We start from the raw sequence: 16,888 nt of genomic DNA, 5'->3' as shown, positions 1-16,888 counted from the left end.
CATGCGCCGCATCATGTCGCGCCGCCGTGAGCTTTTCTTACTGATCTGCTCGGCGGTTTTACTGCTGCTCATGATCTTCGGCTTGGAACTGTCGCAAGGCCGGGCCTTATCCCGAGAAATGCTCTACCTCGTCGGCGGCTTCGTCGGCGTCTACGCAATCGCGCACCTAGCAATTTGCTTCACCGCCCCCCATGCCGACGAAGTGCTACTGCCCGTCGTTGCCACCCTCAACGCCATCGGGCTAGTCATCATCTACCGGCTTGACCTCGCGGAACGCGCCGGCTACGGAGTGCTCGCCGAGCGCCAAGTGTTATGGTCCCTGGCGGGCGTGGTCCTGCTCGTGACCACCCTGGTGCTGCTTCGTGACCACAAAACGCTCTCCCGCTACTCCTACCTGCTCGGCATGACCGGCCTGATCCTCCTCGCGCTGCCGCTGGTGTGGCCGCAGCCGCCGGACTTCGCCGACGCACGCATTTGGATCTGGCTCGGCCCGTTTTCCATCCAACCCGGCGAGTTTTCCAAAATCCTGCTGTTGATCTTCTTTGCCCAACTGCTCGCGCAGAAACGTTCGCTGTTTACCGTGGCCGGCAAACGCTTCCTCGGCCTGTCCTTGCCACGCCTGCGCGACCTAGCACCAATCCTCGTGGTGTGGGCTATCGCCATTTTGATCATGGCCATCTCCAACGACTTCGGCCCAGCCCTTCTGCTGTTTGCCACCGTGTTAGGAATGGTTTACTTCGCCACCAGCCGCACCTCCTGGCTGGTCATCGGCATGGCCCTAGTCGCCGTGGGCGGATACGCCGTCTACCAAGTTTCCAGCAAAATCCAAGAAAGGGTGAACAACTTCATTGACCCCCTGGCGCACTACGACACCACCGGCTTCCAGCCCTCCCAGGCCCTGTTCGGTTTGAGCTGGGGCGGCGTGACCGGAACCGGGCTGGGCTACGGCCACCCCGACATGGTGCCCGTGGCACACTCCGACTACATCCTCGCCGCCGTCGGTGAGGAGCTCGGGTTTGTGGGACTAGCCGCCGTACTCATCTTGTTCGCCATCTTCACCACCCGCGGGTTCCACGCTGCGTTGCAGGTGCGCGACTCCTACGGCAAATTGCTCGCCGCCGGGATGGCCACCACCATCGTCATCCAAATCTTTGTAGTCACCGGCGGCATCTCCGCCATGATGCCCATGACGGGTCTAACCACCCCGTTTATGTCGGCCGGCGGGTCGTCGATCATGGCGAACTACATCCTTGTGGGCATCCTTTTGCGCATCTCCAACAGCGCCAACCGCCCAACAAACTACGACGAAGCAGCAGTAGCGCCGGCGCCTCTGGAGGCAGTACGATGAACAAGTCCATCCGCCTCGGCGCCATGTTTTCACTCCTGCTCACCGTGGTTTTGCTCATCAACCTCACGGTGGTGCAAGGATTGCGGGAAGAAACCTACGCACAAGACGGGCGAAACGCCCGCAACTTCATCGAACTCAAACAAATCAACCGCGGCAACATCAACGCTGGCGGGACCGTGCTGGCCCAATCGCACCCAGACGAGAACAACTTTTTCCAACGCGCCTACCCAAACATGCCTTTCTCTTTCGCCCCGGTCGTCGGCTACGTCTCCGACCAGTACGGCACCTCCGGGCTGGAGGCCGGTTTCAATTCCGAACTCACGGGGCAAAGCGGGCTCACAAGCCGGTTCACACGCACCGGCGCAGAAAAGTCCACCCCAGGCAACACCCTTGAGCTAACCATCGACCCGCAGCTTCAAGCTTTGGCCTACGACGAGCTTTCCAACCCTGGCTATGCCGGGGCAGTTGTGGCCATGCGGCCGTCGACAGGCGCGGTGCTGGCCATGGCTTCGAGCCCCTCCTTCGACCCCAACACCGTCGCCAACCCGCGCACCGCCGCCGACGCCTGGGCGAATCTCACCTCCAATCCTGGAAACCCCCTGCTCAATCACGCAACGCAGGAACAGTTGCCGCCCGGCTCGATCTTCAAAATCATCACCACCGTCGCAGCACTGCGCCACGGTGTGACACCTGACTCACCCGTGACCGGGCAAGCGTCGATCATCTTGCCGGGCACAGAAACAGCCCTGACCAACTACGGCGGCCAAGCGTGCGGCGGCGGCGGCTCCGTCACCTTACGCACCGCTTTCGCCCAGTCATGCAACACCGCCTTCGTCCAAACAGCAATTGATCTCGGCGCCGAACCGCTGCGCAACGCGGCGGCCGCCTTCGGCGTAGGTGAGAACTACGACCTGGGGCTGCCCAACGCTAAGGGTTCCTTAGGGCAGCTACCCGGCGCCGCTGAACTCGGCCAATCCGCCATCGGCCAACGCGACGTGACCATGACTGCTTTGCAGGCGGCAGTCATGGTGTCCACCGTGGCAAATGAGGGCCGCCGCATGGCCCCCTACGTTGTCGACAAAGTGATCCGCCCCAACCTCACCCCAGAGCGCGAAACTCGACCCCGTGAACTCAACGAAGCGCTCACCCCCGAGGAAGCGGGCGCTTTGCGCGAACTGATGCTTGCCTCCGAGCGGGCTACGTGGGGCTACAACGGCAACGGCTTCGCCTCCAAAACGGGAACCGCCGAGCACGGCGAAGGCGCCGCACCTCACGTTTGGTATGTTGCCTTCGACCCGCAAAAGGACGTTGCTGTGGCCGTGGTAGTCAAAAACGGCGGCAACCTCGGGCAGGGCGCTACAGGGGGTCAGGTGAGCGCCCCCATTGGACGGACAATTTTAAACGCTGCACCCGGAGGAGGAATCTAGTGGCCGCCGACAACAGGGAAGAACTGCAAAACCTCGTTGGCAGTAGCTATCGCCTCCAATGGGTTATCGGCCACGGTGGCATGTCCACGGTGTGGCTTGCCGACGACCGCGTCAACGACCGCGAGGTCGCCATCAAAATTTTAAGACCCGAGTTTTCCGGCAACGAGGAGTTTCGCACCCGCTTCCGCAACGAGGCAGTCGCCGCCGAAGGCATCAATTCCCCTAATGTGGTGGCCACCTACGACTACCGCGAGGTTGAAACTGAGGGCGGTTTCACCATGTGCTTCATCGTCATGGAGTACATCCGCGGCGAATCCCTGGCGGATCTCATCGCGCGTGAAGGCAAACTGGAAGAGGACCTCGCCCTCGACGTGCTTGAACAGGCCTCCCATGGTTTGGCGGTGATCCACCGGATGGGGCTTGTCCACCGCGACATGAAACCCGGCAACCTCATGATCACCCAGGCAGGGCAAGTCAAAGTCACCGATTTCGGCATTGCTAAGGCGGCGGCTGCGGTTCCACTGACACGCACCGGAATGGTGGTGGGCACCGCCCAGTACGTCTCCCCGGAGCAGGCTCAAGGCAAACGCGTCACCGCGGCCAGCGATGTGTACTCACTGGGGGTAGTGGGCTACGAGATGCTTTCCGGCGCCCGCCCGTTTACCGGCGATTCTTCCGTCTCCGTCGCCCTCGCCCATGTCTCCTCCGCCCCACCGGCACTGTCAACACAGGTCAGCGCCCCGGCGCGCGAACTGATTGAGATTGCCCTGCGCAAAGATCCAGAGATGCGTTTCCACGACGGCAACGAAATGCAGTTAGCTATCGCGCAGGTACGCCGGGGTCTGCGGCCAGCCCAGCCGAAGGGCGGGCCGACCAATCAGATCGCGGTGGAGCCTTCGGCAACCGCCTCAACGCAGATGTTGGCGTCGGTGGCGCAGCCGAACACGGTGCGCCCATCGCCGCCGAAGCGCCAAGATTCGGAGGAAAAGGGCGGCTTCGCGTTGGGTCTTGGCATCGCCGCGATCATCATCGCGGTGGGGGGTGCTCTAGTGTGGGCGTTGACGTCGGGCCCGCTGGCAGGTGATTCGAGTCCGCGGTCAACCAGGCCCAGCATCATCACCCACACTGAAACGGTTGAGCCGGAGGTTTCTTACAGCAGTGAGGTGCCGTCACGTGAGCGCACCACTGCTCGCACTGAGGAGCCCGGCACGGTAACTGTCTCCGATGAACCTCCGCGCACTTCGGAGACTAGAGACAGGGAGCCTTCCTCGAATACGCCCGGTCAGGCTCCTTCAAATAGTACGGTTGCACCATTGCCCAGCGGAAGTCCCGACACGGGCAATGGCCAGGATGCCCCGGGCGCACCTGGCGGCGACACCCCCACGGTGCCGGATCTGCAGATCCCACCGCTTCCAGAGATTGGCGGTAACTGATGACTTTGATCGCGAACCGATATGAGCTCGGCGAGCCGATCGGCACCGGAGGCATGTCTGATGTCTACGCGGCGGATGATACTGCGCTGGGCCGCTCCGTGGCCATCAAAATGCTCAAGGCTGACATGGCGCGAGATGAGAATTTCCGCGAACGTTTCCGCCGTGAGGCGCAAAACTCAGCGCGGTTGAACCACCCGAACATTGTGTCGGTTTTTGACACAGGTGAGGTCACGCTCGACGGCATCGCAGTGCCCTACATCGTGATGGAGCTGGTGTACGGCCGCAACCTGCGCGACATTGTGCGCGAGGACGGTCCGCTTACGCCACGCACCGCGGCCGAGCTTGCCTTGCCGGTTACTGCCGCGTTGCAGGCCAGCCACGACGCTGGCATTGTCCACCGCGACATTAAACCCGCAAACATCATGGTGACCAATATGGGCACGGTGAAGGTGATGGACTTCGGCATTGCGCGGGCGCTTGATGACGCCACTTCCGCCATGACCCAAACTTCAGCCGTCATCGGCACCGCACAGTACCTTTCGCCTGAGCAGGCGCGCGGCAAAGCCGCCGACGGGCGCAGCGACATTTACGCGCTGGGCTGCGTGATGTACGAGGCTGTGACCGGCCGGCCACCTTTCGAAGGGGAATCTCCTTTTGCGGTGGCCTACCAGCATGTCCAGGAAGATCCGGAGCCGCCGAGCTCCTTCATTGAGGGCCTTGCGGACAATGAAGCTGTCAACATTGATGCAGTGATTCTTACCGCGATGGCGAAACATCCGGCGGACCGCTATCAGTCGGCCACCGAAATGGGTGAGGACCTGCAGCGTTTGGAGCGCGGCGCGGTGACTAACGCGGCACGCAATCACTTGCAGCCAGAGCAGTCTTACTACCAGGACGCGACGATAGTTGCGGGGACCTCGGTGGCTGCGGCGCCGGTGCCGGTGCAGCCCGACACGGATGAGGAGTGGTTCGACGATGAGACGAACCACGTAAGCCGCTACGAGGAGCACCGCCGCGCCAACCAGAAGGACACCAGCGGTGATTGGATGAAGTGGGTTGCCGCAGCTCTCGCTTTGGTTCTTTTAGGTGTTGCCTCCTACTTTGCCTACGATTATTTCGGCCGCGGCGTCGGCAGGGGTTCTTCTGTCGAGGAGTCGATGGTTGAGGTGCCGGATTTGCAGGGCAAGACCCGCGAGGAGGCGGTCAGCATTTTGGAGCGTTTGGGGCTGCAGGTCGCGTTTAGCGACACCCCGAGCCCAGACGCGCCCCGCGGGGAGGTGCTGGGCACCAATCCGCAGGCGGGTTCTCAGTTGCGTCGTGGCACTTTGGTTACCGTGTCGGTGTCCTCGGGTCGTGAGTTGACGGATGTGCCGGATTTGACCGGGTTGAGCCCGCAGGACGCGGCGGGCGCGCTTGACGACGCCGACCTGGAACTCAACGACAACATCCGCCGCGAGTTCAGCGAGGACGTGCCAGAAGGCGTGGTGATTTCGCAGAACCCGGCTGCGGGCGTGCAGCTTTCTAAAGGTTCGAAGGTTTCAATTATCGTGTCGAAGGGCCGAGAGAAAGTTGTGGTGCCTTCGCTGGTGGGCATGGAGGTCAACCAGGCCCGCTCGATGCTTGTTTCAATGGGGCTGAAGGCCACCGTTAGCGATGTGGATTCGGAAAGGCCCGAGGGTGAAGTCGTCGCGGCCGCTGGGGAGAACTCCGAGGTTGATGAGGGCACCACGATTGAGCTGCGGGTGTCCAATGGCATGCTGATGCGCATGCCGAACATCGGGCGGATGACGCCGCGCCAGGCTGACGACACCTTGCGCCGGGCCGGGTGGCGTGGCCGCTTGGTTGCTGGCCCGCCGGTGCCAACGGGTGCGGCGGTGGACCAAGGCCTTATCGGCCACCAGTCCATCGAAGCAGGTCAACCCGTACGCAAGGATGCGGAAGTGTCCTATAACCTGTGGGAGTTTGATCCGCTGAAGTTGGTCCCAGGCAACTAAACGGCGCCGCGGGTGGTAATATCACCGCCCAGCATGCCCTCTGGATTGCGGAGGGCACGATAAGAAGGGTTTTCGCCATGCCAAAGGCAAAAGTTACGAAGGACTTGCGGCCCACGACATCGACGTCGGCCGCGACGTCGCGTACCCCCGTGAAGATCAACACTGGGGGCACTCCGCTGTGGTACAAGATCATCATGTTCGGCCTGATGCTTCTGGGCCTGGCCTGGCTGGTCGTCTTTTACGTCGCGGGTGACCAGATCGGGTTTTTGCGCGAGCTCGGCCCGTGGAATTACTTGATCGGGTTCAGTGGTCTGATCGTCGGTCTGCTGATGACCATGGGTTGGCGCTAGCGCCTCACCGATCGCCTCAAAAGCGTCTCCTGTTGAACAGGGGGCGCTTTTTTGCTTCTGAAACGCCGCCGCGTTTGCGCGACAGTTTCAACCACGTTGGCGGAAAGCCCTTTTTGTGGGCAGGGTGTGTGTTTTAACCCTTGGGAAAAAGTTGTCCACAGGGTGTGGAGCTGACAGTGGAGTTACCTTTTATCCCCACCTGTGGATAACTCTGTGAACTACTTTCCCACAGTCGAACGATGAGCGAGGCCATGCTGCAAAAACAATGGTTATATGCCTGTGTAGCGTCCCAGCTCGCGCATCCGTTCGCTGAATTACACGAGTGTAGTTATCCACAATGTGGACAACTACTGTGGACAATCCCCGAAACGAGCAACTGGGGATAACCCGTGGATAACTCCAACAACACTCCCACCGCAGCAACAAGGAGCACCAACACAGGACCCACGTAGCGCGCCTTCTTGCCTGTCGACGTCACCGGCAACGCCACCACCAAACCCGCCACCAAACCACCAACATGACCCCACAAACTCACACCAGGGCTGACCAGGGTAAACACTATATTCAAAGCAATAAGGGCGAAGGGGGCACGCAGGTCAGTGTGACGTCGATAAGCAACGGCGAGAAGCACCGCCATCAATGCGTACACAGCCCCCGACGCCCCCGCCGTCGGCGTCTGGAAATTCATCGCGAGCACACTGAGCGAAGAACCCACAAGCCCCGCAGCAAAAACCACCGCATAAGGCCCAGAGCCGATGAAACGCTCCACCTCCGTGCCAATCAACGCGAGCATGAACAGGTTAACCGCAAGGTGCGTCAGATCCACATGCAAAAAACCAGCAGATACAACCCTCAACCACCCAAAAGTCTCATCAGCAACGAAGGGGCCGTACAGCACCATCTGGGTGCCCAGGCGGGAACCCCAGATAACGTTGGAAAGCGAGCGCGACTGCAACGCCGTCAAAACGAAAACCCCCAAACACATGGCACTGACCATCGTCGTGACAGGGGCACGGTAATAAAGCTGTGTGACGTTCATTTCTTTCCCAGATACGAAACCCCCCAATCGCACTGCTCGGCGACGGGGGGTACAAGCGTTTCAATAACCCTTATTGGATCTCAACACTTTCAATGACAACATCATCGTGAGGCCGATCCATGCGGTCGGTGGCAACCTCGGAAATCGCCACGACAACCTTCTGCGACTCCGCATCCGTGACCTCACCGAAGATCGTGTGGCGATTATTCAGGTGCGGGGTCTTTTCCGTGGTGATGAAGAACTGGGATCCGTTCGTGCCCGGACCCGCATTCGCCATGGCCAGCAGGAACGGGCGGTCAAACTGCAGCTCCGGGTGGAACTCGTCAGCGAACTGGTAGCCCGGGCCACCCATGCCCGTGCCGGTCGGGTCGCCGCCCTGAATCATGAAACCCGGGATGACGCGGTGGAAAATCGCACCGTCGTAGAACGGACCCTCGTTGGCGCCGGATGCGTTCTTGGAGGAGTAGTCACGCTCGCCGGTGGCCAGGCCGACGAAGTTATCCACCGTCTGCGGAGCGTGGTTGCCGAAAAGTTCAATGGTGATGTCACCGTGGTTCGTGTGCAGAATTGCAGTCTGAGTCTTCAAAGTCATGCTGCACAGGATACGCGGTTTCCCAGCGGTCCTGTTGCGGCGCTGCCTATTGAGAGGGTTTTCAGCGTGGGAATCGCTAAATGTGAGTTAGTGGATGTTAGTCAGTCGAGTAAACTGCCGCTGCACCTTGGCTTCTACTCGACTGACTAACATCCACTAACAAACATTTAGCCCAGCCACGAGGTACCGGCTTTGACCTACAGCCCAGCGACCACCTCATCGCGGGCCGCGACCAAGTTGCGAAGCGAAGGTTCGACCTCGGCGTAGCCGCGAGTCTTCAGGCCACAATCGGGGTTGACCCACAGGTGACCGGCAGCGACGTTGACCAAAGCGGCGCGCAACAGATCAGCGATTTCCCCTTGCGAGGGCACGCGCGGAGAGTGGATATCCCACACGCCGGGGCCAATTTCGGAGTGGAAGGAATCATCCAAATCCTCGAGCAGTTCCATCCGGGAACGAGCGGCCTCAATGGAGGTCACGTCCGCATCCAAGCCGGCGACAGCGTCGATGATCTGGCCGAACTCGGAGTAACACAGGTGCGTGTGAATCTGGGTGGTGGGGCGCGCCTGAAGGGAAACCAGGCGGAAGGCCCGCACAGCCCAGTCAAGGTAAGCGGGACGCTCATCGGCGCGAAGTGGCAGCAGTTCGCGCAGGGCGGGCTCATCAATCTGGATGACGTTGATGCCAGCCTGTTCAAGGTCGCGGACCTCGTCGGCGAGCGCGAGGGCGATCTGGTCGGCGGAGACAGCCAGCGGCACGTCGTCGCGCTTGAATGACCAGGCCAAAATTGTTACGGGGCCAGTCAGCATGCCCTTGACCGGCTTGTCAGATAGCGACTGGGCATACTTCGCCCATTCGACGGTCATCGGTGCGGGGCGAGAGACGTCTCCGACGACGATGGGAGGACGTGTGCAGCGGGAACCGTAAGACTGAACCCACCCGTTTTCGGTAACAACGAAACCGTTAAGAAGCTCAGCGAAGTACTGCACCATGTCATTGCGCTCGGCTTCACCATGGACAAGCACGTCAAGTCCGATATCTTCTTGCAGCTCAATGACGTTTTTGATCTCGGTTTTGAGCGCATCGCGGTATTGCTCGTCGGTGAGGGTGCCAGCTTTGTGGTCGGCGCGCGCCTTGCGGATCTCCTGAGTTTGGGGGAAAGAACCGATGGTGGTTGTCGGCAGCTTCGGCAGGCCAAGTTCCTCGTGCTGGAGACGTTGGCGCTCACCGAAGGCCGGTTCGCGCTTCACCGCGCCGGCGGGCAACTCCTTGACGCGCCCGGCAACCTCACCGTTGTGAATCGTGGTTGACTCCCTGCGTGTACGCACCGCCCGGTCTGATTGGGCGAAAGCCTCCACGGCGTTTTCTTCGCCGGCGGCAAGTGCCGCGACCTCGACGATTTTCTCATCGGCGAAAGACAGCCACGGCGCAACCTCAACGGGCAGGTTGCGCTCCGCGTTGAGTGTGTGGGGCACGTGCTGCAAAGACGTCGAGGTGGAGATGGACACGGCGTCGCGGCCCAACGCGCCCAGGACTTCGGTGCGCTCGCGCAGGTTGGCGGCCCAGACGTTGCGCCCGTCGATAAGCCCGGCAACCAGGTGGACGTTGGCGGGAATGGCTGCAGCCACGCGACGCGGGTAGTCAGGATCGGTGTCCAGCGTCCATGGGGCGAGGTCGACATGCAGGGCTTCAGGAGCAAGCTCACCCAGCACGTCGAGAGATTTCCGCGCCGCACCATACGGGGTGGTTAAGTACACCTTCGGGCGATTGTCGCTGGCCAAGAGGGCAGACCAGGCTTCGCGCAGGTAGTTAGCAAGCTGTGCGTCGGGTGTTTCCAAGTCAGCGACCACTGCGGGTTCGGTGATCTGGACCCACTCGACGCCAGCGTCTTTCAGGGCCGCCAAAACGCTTGCGTAAGCGCTAACGAGCGTGTCCAAAAGTGTCCATTCGGCAGGTTTTGACAGAGCCAGAAGCGTCACGGGGCCGACGAGGAAGGGGCGCACGACGTGGCCGGCTTCACGAGCCTCCTCCACGATGCGCACGATACGTTCGGGGGCCGGTGCAATCTTTTGGCCGGCAGCGACCTGCGGCACCAGGTAGTGGTAGTTCGTGTCGAACCACTTGGTCATCTCCAGCGGCACGCGGGTATCGGTGCCGCGGGCGAGGGCGAACTCCTCCTTGAGGTCGGTGCCGCCGGGTACAAGCCCAACGGTCAGCGCTGTCTCGAGCACCTGGTCGTAATAGGCGACGTCAGCCGGGATGGAGTAGTCTTCGCTCAGGCCAAGATCGCGCAGGTGGTTGTAGGTGTCAATGCGCAGTGCGCGGGCCGTGGAGCGGAAGGTTTCTGCGTCGATGCGGCCTGCCCAATACGACTCGAGCGCGTGCTTGAGTTCGCGGTTCGCGCCGATGCGTGGGTAGCCCTCAATCGTAATGGTGGGGAAAGTGGTCATCGTTTTTGGTCCTTACTATGTGTTCGCGGGGTTTAAGGCCGGGGTATGCCGACCCGGTCGAGCAGGTCGCGGGTGACGTCGATGTTGTTGTGCGTATAGATGTGCAGCCCGCCGGCACCGGCGTCGAGGATCGAGCGGGTCAGTTCCGCGGTCAGCGCCATGCCAGTTTCGTATTCCTGCGCCGGGCTAGCGGCGCTATGGAATCGTTCGACCACGTGCTGCGGCACTGTGATCCCGGAGAGCTCACCCATGCGCTGGGCACGCTTCAGGCTGGTCATGGGCATAATGCCTGGGATGAGGGGGATGCGGACTCCCGCTAGGCGTGAGGTTTCGACGAAGTTGATGTAGTCGTCGGCGTCGAAGAATAGTTGGGTGATGGCGAAGTCGGCGCCGAGGCGCTGCTTGGCCAGCAAGACGTCGAGGTCCTCGTCGCGGTTGCGGGACTCGGCGTGGCCCAAGGGGTAGCAGGCCACCGATAAGGCGAGTTTGCCGGCGGCGAGGCGGAAGGTTTCTTCTTCTTCCACGTCGCGGATCAGGTTAAGCAAGTCGGTGGCGTGTTGGAGGTAGCCGTGTGGGAGTTCGGTTTCGCCTGCGGGGAGGTCGCCGCGCAGGGCGAGAAAGCCGCGCACCCCGGCGTCGAGAAGCGTGCGGATCCATACTCGTAGTTCTTCGCGGGTGCCGGCGGTGCAGGCCAGGTGGGCGATCGGGCGCAGCGTGGTGGTGCGCGCGATGCGCGTGATTAATTGGGCGGTGCCTTCCAGCCAGTCGGAGCGCCGTGAAGATGTTACGGAGACGTAGTCCGGCTCGTAGGCGGCGAGCCCTGTGATGAGCTCGTCGAGTTTTGCGGTGTCGGCGCCGTGGCGCGGCGGGATCAGTTCAAAGCTTAAAGCCGTGCGTGCCCTGGGTTTGGGCGGTGTTGGGTATTCGTCAGGGCGATCCAGCGGGGCCGACGCGGAGACCAGGGGAAATGAGGTGCATACGCGCGAGGCGGAGACGGATAACCGCGACGAAGGGTAGTTCCCACGCATGGAGAAACCTTTCGTTGGCGATTGTGTATTGGCGCCGGGCCCGGCGGTGCTGTTCAATGTTCTAAAACAACATAAGCAGGGTGAAAAAGTGAAACAATCTACTCTGTCTATTTCCGACATCGGAGCAGGTCAAAGCCGCCACGATTGTGAATATAATTCCCCTCCCCCGCACCAAAAACATACCGCTCTGTTCACTTTTGTGTTGCAACATGAAAACACCGCAGCGCTTATGGTGGAACGAAGAAAACATTTCGAGCGACAACGCGACCCGAAGGAGAACTCCCATGAATCTGACGTCTGTGCGCCTAGCATTGCGCGGCGCCGGCTCCGCGCTGACCTACTTCCGTTCCCTCGACGACAAGCGCCAACGCGAGATTTATGATGCCGTCGTCGACGCTGTGAAAAACGACAAGGTAGACGACCTCCACGACCTCGCCAACGTCAAGGAACTTGAGGGCGTCTACGACGCCGCCCGCTCAGAGGCCAGCGAGCTCACCCGTGACGCCCGCGCGCGCCTTGAGCGTCGACGCGCCGCTTTCGAGGCTTCCGCTGCCCAGCGCCGCTCCCGCCTGGAGGCGCTGCGCGATGAGGCCAAGGGGGATAAACGCACGAAGATTGCTGGCCGCTCCGGCGCCGTTGTGGCTGTCCTCGCCGCCGCCGGAGGCCTCGGTTGGGCGATCTACACCTTTGTCCTAAAGGATCGCCTCGGTGATTCTGAGACTAAGGTGACTTTCCGCCCATCGAGCCGCCCATCGAGCCGCCCGTCGAGCTCGCGCACGGATAGCGGCGAGGCGACGGTGGTTTACTCCACATCTACGGAGGATGAGCGGGAAAGTCGTGCCGGTTCGGCCGGTCCGTTGGGTGAGGAGCCCGCGGTGCGCGACGAGGAGTTGCTTGACTCCATTGACGCGCAACTTTCCACGTTGGACACCCTTGATGACGAGCAGCGTCGTGCCACGAACTGATCCCACCGCATTTTAGGAAGTCGGCTGGCGCCACGCGGCAAGAAGGTGGCGGACCAGCCGGTTTTTCACGTTCGGGAAGACCTTGTTCATCGTGGCGTTCAAGGGTCGGGTCACCACGATGATTTCTGAGGCCATCTCGATGGGATCCAAGCCCGCCGCGGCATCGCCGACGGCACCTATTGCCTCGGCGTGGAGATCCCCACCGACTTTTCCGAAACTGTGGTGATAGGTCAACTCGCAGCACCCGCACCAGGCAACACTCAATGTGACTTTGAACGAGACGAACGGTTTCATCCCGACGATGTTGGGCGGTCAGGCCTCGGCGCTGATGAGCAACGCCATTTCCGAGTCGATTTCCCGCAAGGTTGTGAACCAGCTTTTCGTCGGCTTCAACACACTCGGTGACGGTCTTGCACAGGCCGCAGAGGGCGCAGCCAAGCTTGACGACGCCACCGCCACCGCCGCCCAGGGCGCCCACAAGCTCAGCTTTGGCGCAGGCGAGCTCGCCGACGGGGTGGGCAAGCTTCATGAGGGCGCGGTGAAATTAGATGGCGGAATCAACGACGACGCCGCTGGCGCCGACAAGCTCTCCAGTGGTATGACCCAACTGCAGGCTGGCACCGACACTCTCGGCGGGGGGTGCTGCCCAGGTCGCAGGGGGCGTGGACAAGATCGCGGGAGTGGCCGGGCAACTAAGCCAGGCTCAACAGGCCTTCCACGGCATTAACGACGCCCTCGTTGAACTCGACACCGGCTCCGGCGAACTTGCCCTCAGGCTCAGCGAAGGTGCCAAGAAGGCGCCTCGTTGGCAGGGCGAACGCCTCGAAGCTGCCTCGGATGTAGCTTCCACCCCCGTAACCAAGCGCGACACGGGCGATGGCGTGACTTTTTTGGCAAGGGCTTGTCCCCTTTCTTCTTGTCCTTGTCCGCCTGGATCGGCGGCTTCGCCTTCTTCATGGTCTGCGCTCCCTTTTCCCGCCGTGCGGTCGACTCCGGGGTCCACCCGGTGCGCGCGCTGCTTAACACCCTGCTGCCAGCGTTTTTCGTTGGTTTCGTTCAGGCCGTGTTGCTGTGGTTCGTCCAGGTGGTCGCCATTGGTGTGCACCCGGCGCACCCGGTTGCCATGTTCGGGGTGCTCTGGTTTGTGTGCTGGGTGTTTATTTCGGTGATTCTGGCGCTTAACTTGCTTCTCGGGCCAGCGCCGGGCCGTCTGGCCACGATGGCACTGATGTCTTTGCAACTTGTCGCCTCTAACGGCCTCTACCCACCGGAAGTGCAGCCGCCATTCGTGCAGTGGGCCCACTCGTGGGATCCGCTGCGTTTTTCTGTCGACTTGATGCGCTACGCCCTGTTCGGCATGGGGGAGGCGGACCCCCGCCTGTTTACTGCCGTGGCCGTCCTGCTGCTTTTGGCGGTGTTTTCATGGGCTAGCTCCGTCGCTTCCTTGTATCGCCATCGCGTGATCCGGACGAAAGTCATTGGCCCCTCCGAGGTGGCGAAGGTTGCACAGTGCCCACAAAAGTGTATGATGGTGACACGTCATCAATTATCAGCTTCGCAGGAGACAACAATGTTGAACCCACTCAAACTCTTCCACACCGACGCCGACAAAGCAGAAAGCAAATCCGGCCTTAGCCTCGCCTCCGCCTCCCTGCGCCTGCCCATCGGGCTGTTCTTCCTCAACTCCGGCGCCACCAAAACCAAGGCCGACAGGGGCACCGCCGAATGGCTGCAAAATATGGCGTCGACAAGCATGCCCTTTGTCAAGCAGATGGATGCTGAAAACTTCACCAAACTGCTTTCCGCCGCCGAACTCGGCCTCGGCACCGCCATGCTTTTGCCCTTCGTGCCGAACCGTCTCGTCGGCGCCGGCCTCACCGCCTTTTCCACCGGCTTGCTCAGCATGTACTTCGCCACCCCAGGCATGACCCAAAACGACGGTATTCGCCCAACTAACGACGGCACCCCGCTGGCCAAAGACTTCTGGCTCGCCGGCGCCGGCGTTGCACTCATGGCGCTGTCAAAGAAGTAAACCCACTTCCGCAGCTTCACACTCCCCTTCGAGCTAGGCCCAAAACTAGCACTAGCACTAGCACTAGCACTAGCACGGAGGGGACTTTTATGTGCAGGTTGAGCACACGTTGTGAAATCAGCCTAAGCTCCCAGAAAAAGGGTTAAGTAGCAGAAAGTGTGTCTAACTTTCAGCATTATTACTGATCAGAACGGGTAAATCGGGCGGACATAAGCATCAAGACCTTATATCCGCCCGATTAGTGTTCAATCCACCGGAATGGCACCCGCATGTGCTAAACGGGGGTTTGGTGTGCTTTCCGGGTGAGTAAAAACAGACCACGATGCCCGATATGCGCTGGGCAAATGAAGAAAAACGGAACCACTTCTAAAGGCACAACCAGGTGGCGATGCAAGGACCCGAACTGCGGCAGTTCCACGACACGAACCCGCACCGACCGCACGCAGGCCCGCGACTTTAAAGCCTTCGTCTCTTATGCCACCTCCACGGCAACGTTGTCTGAACTCGCCCAGCAACAAGGGGTAAGCCGTTGGACACTTGACCGCCGATTCAAACCGTTCTGGCTCATCGACATCCCCAACGACGGTGACCCACAGCGCGTCTACGACCAGATCTTCATCGACGGCACCTACACCGCCGCCGGATGCTTGCTCGTCGCAGCCAGCCACGACCACGTCATCGCATGGCACTGGACCAAACACGAAACCGCCCACGCCTACACGCAGCTACTCCGCAAAATCGCTGAGCCGCTCTGCGTCGTCCTCGACGGCGGACAAGGCGCACTTACTGCGATTAAAGCCTGCTGGCCGAACGCGATGATCCAACGATGCCTCGTCCATGCGCAACGCGTCATCCGCCACTACACCACATCACGACCACGCACCGACGCCGGCAAAGCCATCTACGCCCTGGCGTTGAAATTGACCCGTATCACCACCTTGGACCAAGCACGCGACTGGACACTACGCCTGCACGACTTCGGACAGGTATTCACAGCATTCCTCAATGAGAAAACGCTCGTGCCAAAAGAGCGCCGCACACTCAACAACCAGTGGGAATGGACCCATCTGCGAGTTCGCAAGGCATACAACTCCCTGCTGCACCTCTCACGGAAAGGATGGCTGTTTACCTACCTGCAGCCACCACCGAATGCGCTTGAGCTTCAACGCTGGGCTTCAACGACAAACAGTCTGGAAGGCGGCGTCAACGCCCAGCTCAAACGCATCGCCGACGCGCATCGCGGCAGGTCCGGGGAACGCCAACGCAGAATGCTCGAGTGGTACCTGCACTCGAAAACGCAACTGCCTGACGACCCATTAAAGATCGCCAGGCAGTGCAATTTCGGCCAAGATCAACTCGCCAAAGTCAACGATCTTGTCGAAGAAGACCACAACAAAGCCGACCAGGAAACAGGCCGACCAGCCTTCTACGACAACGCTATCCCAACCGAGTACGAACACTCGATAGGAATCAGAAAAGGCCCCATGAAGTAACAAACGGTGTGCCCGCCCCGCAACACGCCGAGCGGACACACTTTTTGCTACTTAACCCCAGAAAAACCACCCCCGGCGCTTCGCCGGAAGCGAAACCCCACGCACCAAAACAAACCGCCCGGCACGTCGGCCGGGCGGTTACTTGTGGAGGATAGGAGAATCGAACTCCTGACATCCTGCTTGCAAAGCAGGTGCTCTACCAACTGAGCTAATCCCCCATGGTGGGCCTAGCAAGAATCGAACTTGCGACCTCATCGTTATCAGCGATGCGCTCTAACCGACTGAGCTATAGGCCCTGGGAACGAGATAGAACATTACCCACCATCTCGATTACTAACAAATCGCCAGGTCAGTTTGAGTTTCTATCCCGTTTCCCGGGGATTCAACGCCGCTATCTTTGACGGTTGGACATGCGGATTGTGAGTCCACCGACGAGGTCTGCCACTGCATTATAAATAATGGCAGTCAGGGGTGCGATGACTGAGATGAAAACCACACCCACCAAACCGAAAAGCGCCGCCGCTGAGATCAGCAGCGGGAAGTCCACGATCTGGCTGCCTCCGACACCGCCGATGAGCGAGTTAATGGAGTCGATGATCCCGGCGGATTCCAGCCCGTAGTAGACAATCGTTGCCGCGATCATCCAGACGATGAATCCCAGCACCGCCAGGATCGACGCCACCTTAAACACCGAGACAGGCCCCAGGTAGGTGATGGTGACTTTCCGTGCTGCCATG

The 16,888-nt window shown here is 60.6% G+C and carries 15 protein-coding genes and 2 tRNA genes; 9 read left to right on the top strand and 8 right to left on the bottom strand.

Features of this window, described 5'->3' with window-relative positions:
* The first annotated feature begins 1 nt into the window (after nt 1).
* The 5 genes from VLL26_RS09145 to crgA all read left to right on the top strand — a co-directional run bounded on the left by VLL26_RS09145 (nt 2) and on the right by crgA (nt 6,552).
* Nucleotides 2-1,348, top strand: coding sequence for an FtsW/RodA/SpoVE family cell cycle protein (locus VLL26_RS09145; protein ID WP_342318774.1), 1,347 nt, complete (start codon nt 2-4; stop codon nt 1,346-1,348).
* Entirely contained in the window at nt 1,345-2,775 is a 1,431-nt protein-coding gene (locus VLL26_RS09140) for a penicillin-binding protein 2 (protein WP_342318773.1), read from the top strand. The genes VLL26_RS09145 and VLL26_RS09140 overlap by 4 nt, the downstream gene beginning before the upstream one ends.
* Entirely contained in the window at nt 2,775-4,208 is a 1,434-nt protein-coding gene (locus tag VLL26_RS09135) for a serine/threonine-protein kinase (RefSeq protein WP_342318772.1), read from the top strand. The genes VLL26_RS09140 and VLL26_RS09135 overlap by 1 nt, the downstream gene beginning before the upstream one ends.
* Nucleotides 4,208-6,202 carry a Stk1 family PASTA domain-containing Ser/Thr kinase gene (gene pknB, locus VLL26_RS09130; protein ID WP_342318771.1) on the top strand — a complete coding sequence of 665 codons (1,995 nt, stop codon included), beginning with the start codon at nt 4,208-4,210 and terminating at the stop codon, nt 6,200-6,202. Before VLL26_RS09135 ends, pknB begins: the two co-directional genes overlap by 1 nt.
* A 77-nt stretch (nt 6,203-6,279) precedes the next feature.
* Nucleotides 6,280-6,552 carry a cell division protein CrgA gene (gene crgA / locus VLL26_RS09125; RefSeq protein ID WP_342318770.1) on the top strand — a complete coding sequence of 91 codons (273 nt, stop codon included), beginning with the start codon at nt 6,280-6,282 and terminating at the stop codon, nt 6,550-6,552.
* A 328-nt stretch (nt 6,553-6,880) separates the two neighbouring features.
* Here the strand turns inward: crgA and VLL26_RS09120 are convergent, their stop codons facing one another.
* The 4 genes from VLL26_RS09120 to VLL26_RS09105 form a co-directional block, all read right to left on the bottom strand.
* Nucleotides 6,881-7,591: a rhomboid family intramembrane serine protease gene (locus VLL26_RS09120; RefSeq protein WP_342318769.1), complete on the bottom strand. Its 711-nt coding sequence runs from the start codon at nt 7,589-7,591 to the stop codon at nt 6,881-6,883.
* Nucleotides 7,592-7,661: 70 nt separating this feature from the next.
* Nucleotides 7,662-8,183, bottom strand: a complete 522-nt coding sequence (locus tag VLL26_RS09115) for a peptidylprolyl isomerase (protein WP_342318768.1) — start codon at nt 8,181-8,183, stop codon at nt 7,662-7,664.
* Nucleotides 8,184-8,380: 197 nt separating this feature from the next.
* Nucleotides 8,381-10,633, bottom strand: coding sequence for a 5-methyltetrahydropteroyltriglutamate--homocysteine S-methyltransferase (gene metE / locus VLL26_RS09110; RefSeq protein WP_342318767.1), 2,253 nt, complete (start codon nt 10,631-10,633; stop codon nt 8,381-8,383).
* Between the two features lie 32 nt (nt 10,634-10,665).
* The gene (locus VLL26_RS09105; RefSeq protein ID WP_342318766.1) at nt 10,666-11,661 is read right to left on the bottom strand and encodes a methylenetetrahydrofolate reductase; all 996 of its coding nucleotides are present in this window, start codon (nt 11,659-11,661) and stop codon (nt 10,666-10,668) included.
* Nucleotides 11,662-11,945: 284 nt separating this feature from the next.
* Here VLL26_RS09105 and VLL26_RS09100 point away from each other — a divergent pair, with 284 nt between their 5' ends.
* Nucleotides 11,946-12,626 (top strand): hypothetical protein, encoded by a 681-nt coding sequence (locus tag VLL26_RS09100; protein ID WP_342318765.1) that lies wholly within the window; start codon nt 11,946-11,948, stop codon nt 12,624-12,626.
* Nucleotides 12,627-12,638: 12 nt separating this feature from the next.
* Here VLL26_RS09100 and VLL26_RS09095 read toward each other — a convergent pair whose 3' ends face one another.
* Complete coding sequence (locus tag VLL26_RS09095; protein ID WP_342318764.1) at nt 12,639-12,860, bottom strand: hypothetical protein; 222 nt, start codon at nt 12,858-12,860, stop codon at nt 12,639-12,641.
* A gap of 37 nt (nt 12,861-12,897) precedes the next feature.
* On the opposite strand from VLL26_RS09095, the gene VLL26_RS09090 reads away from it, so the two are divergent.
* The 3 genes from VLL26_RS09090 (at nt 12,898) to VLL26_RS09080 (ending at nt 16,151) form a co-directional block, all read left to right on the top strand.
* Entirely contained in the window at nt 12,898-13,353 is a 456-nt protein-coding gene (locus tag VLL26_RS09090; protein ID WP_342318763.1) for a hypothetical protein, read from the top strand.
* Nucleotides 13,354-13,527: 174 nt separating this feature from the next.
* Entirely contained in the window at nt 13,528-14,658 is a 1,131-nt protein-coding gene (locus VLL26_RS09085; protein ID WP_342318762.1) for a YhgE/Pip family protein, read from the top strand.
* Nucleotides 14,659-14,960: 302 nt separating this feature from the next.
* Nucleotides 14,961-16,151, top strand: a complete 1,191-nt coding sequence (locus tag VLL26_RS09080) for an IS1249 family transposase (protein WP_425292265.1) — start codon at nt 14,961-14,963, stop codon at nt 16,149-16,151.
* Nucleotides 16,152-16,296: 145 nt separating this feature from the next.
* On the opposite strand, the gene VLL26_RS09075 is transcribed toward VLL26_RS09080, so the two are convergent.
* The 3 genes from VLL26_RS09075 to VLL26_RS09065 all read right to left on the bottom strand — a co-directional run bounded on the left by VLL26_RS09075 (nt 16,297) and on the right by VLL26_RS09065 (nt 16,887).
* Nucleotides 16,297-16,369, bottom strand: a tRNA-Ala gene (locus tag VLL26_RS09075).
* A gap of 1 nt (nt 16,370) precedes the next feature.
* A tRNA-Ile gene (locus VLL26_RS09070) sits at nt 16,371-16,447 on the bottom strand.
* A 95-nt stretch (nt 16,448-16,542) separates the two neighbouring features.
* Nucleotides 16,543-16,887 (bottom strand): DUF3566 domain-containing protein, encoded by a 345-nt coding sequence (locus tag VLL26_RS09065; RefSeq protein ID WP_342318760.1) that lies wholly within the window; start codon nt 16,885-16,887, stop codon nt 16,543-16,545.
* Between the last annotated feature and the right edge of the window lies 1 nt (nt 16,888).

The sequence above is a fragment of the Corynebacterium sp. BD556 genome, from assembly GCF_038452275.1.
GTDB lineage: Bacteria > Actinomycetota > Actinomycetes > Mycobacteriales > Mycobacteriaceae > Corynebacterium > Corynebacterium mayonis.
The sequence above is the reverse complement of the archived record's forward strand: the minus strand, read 5'-3'. Positions and strand labels throughout refer to the sequence as shown.

Excerpts from the sequence above, each read along its gene's own strand:
- VLL26_RS09145 (WP_342318774.1), top strand. The coding sequence starts at position 2 with ATGCGCCGCATCATGTCGCGCCGCCGTGAGCTTTTCTTACTGATCTGC.
- VLL26_RS09140 (WP_342318773.1), top strand. The coding sequence starts at position 1,345 with ATGAACAAGTCCATCCGCCTCGGCGCCATGTTTTCACTCCTGCTCACC.
- pknB (WP_342318771.1), top strand. The coding sequence starts at position 4,208 with ATGACTTTGATCGCGAACCGATATGAGCTCGGCGAGCCGATCGGCACC.
- crgA (WP_342318770.1), top strand. The coding sequence starts at position 6,280 with ATGCCAAAGGCAAAAGTTACGAAGGACTTGCGGCCCACGACATCGACG.
- VLL26_RS09120 (WP_342318769.1), bottom strand. The coding sequence starts at position 7,591 with ATGAACGTCACACAGCTTTATTACCGTGCCCCTGTCACGACGATGGTC.
- VLL26_RS09115 (WP_342318768.1), bottom strand. The coding sequence starts at position 8,183 with ATGACTTTGAAGACTCAGACTGCAATTCTGCACACGAACCACGGTGAC.
- metE (WP_342318767.1), bottom strand. The coding sequence starts at position 10,633 with ATGACCACTTTCCCCACCATTACGATTGAGGGCTACCCACGCATCGGC.
- VLL26_RS09105 (WP_342318766.1), bottom strand. The coding sequence starts at position 11,661 with ATGCGTGGGAACTACCCTTCGTCGCGGTTATCCGTCTCCGCCTCGCGC.
- VLL26_RS09100 (WP_342318765.1), top strand. The coding sequence starts at position 11,946 with ATGAATCTGACGTCTGTGCGCCTAGCATTGCGCGGCGCCGGCTCCGCG.
- VLL26_RS09065 (WP_342318760.1), bottom strand. The coding sequence starts at position 16,887 with ATGGCAGCACGGAAAGTCACCATCACCTACCTGGGGCCTGTCTCGGTG.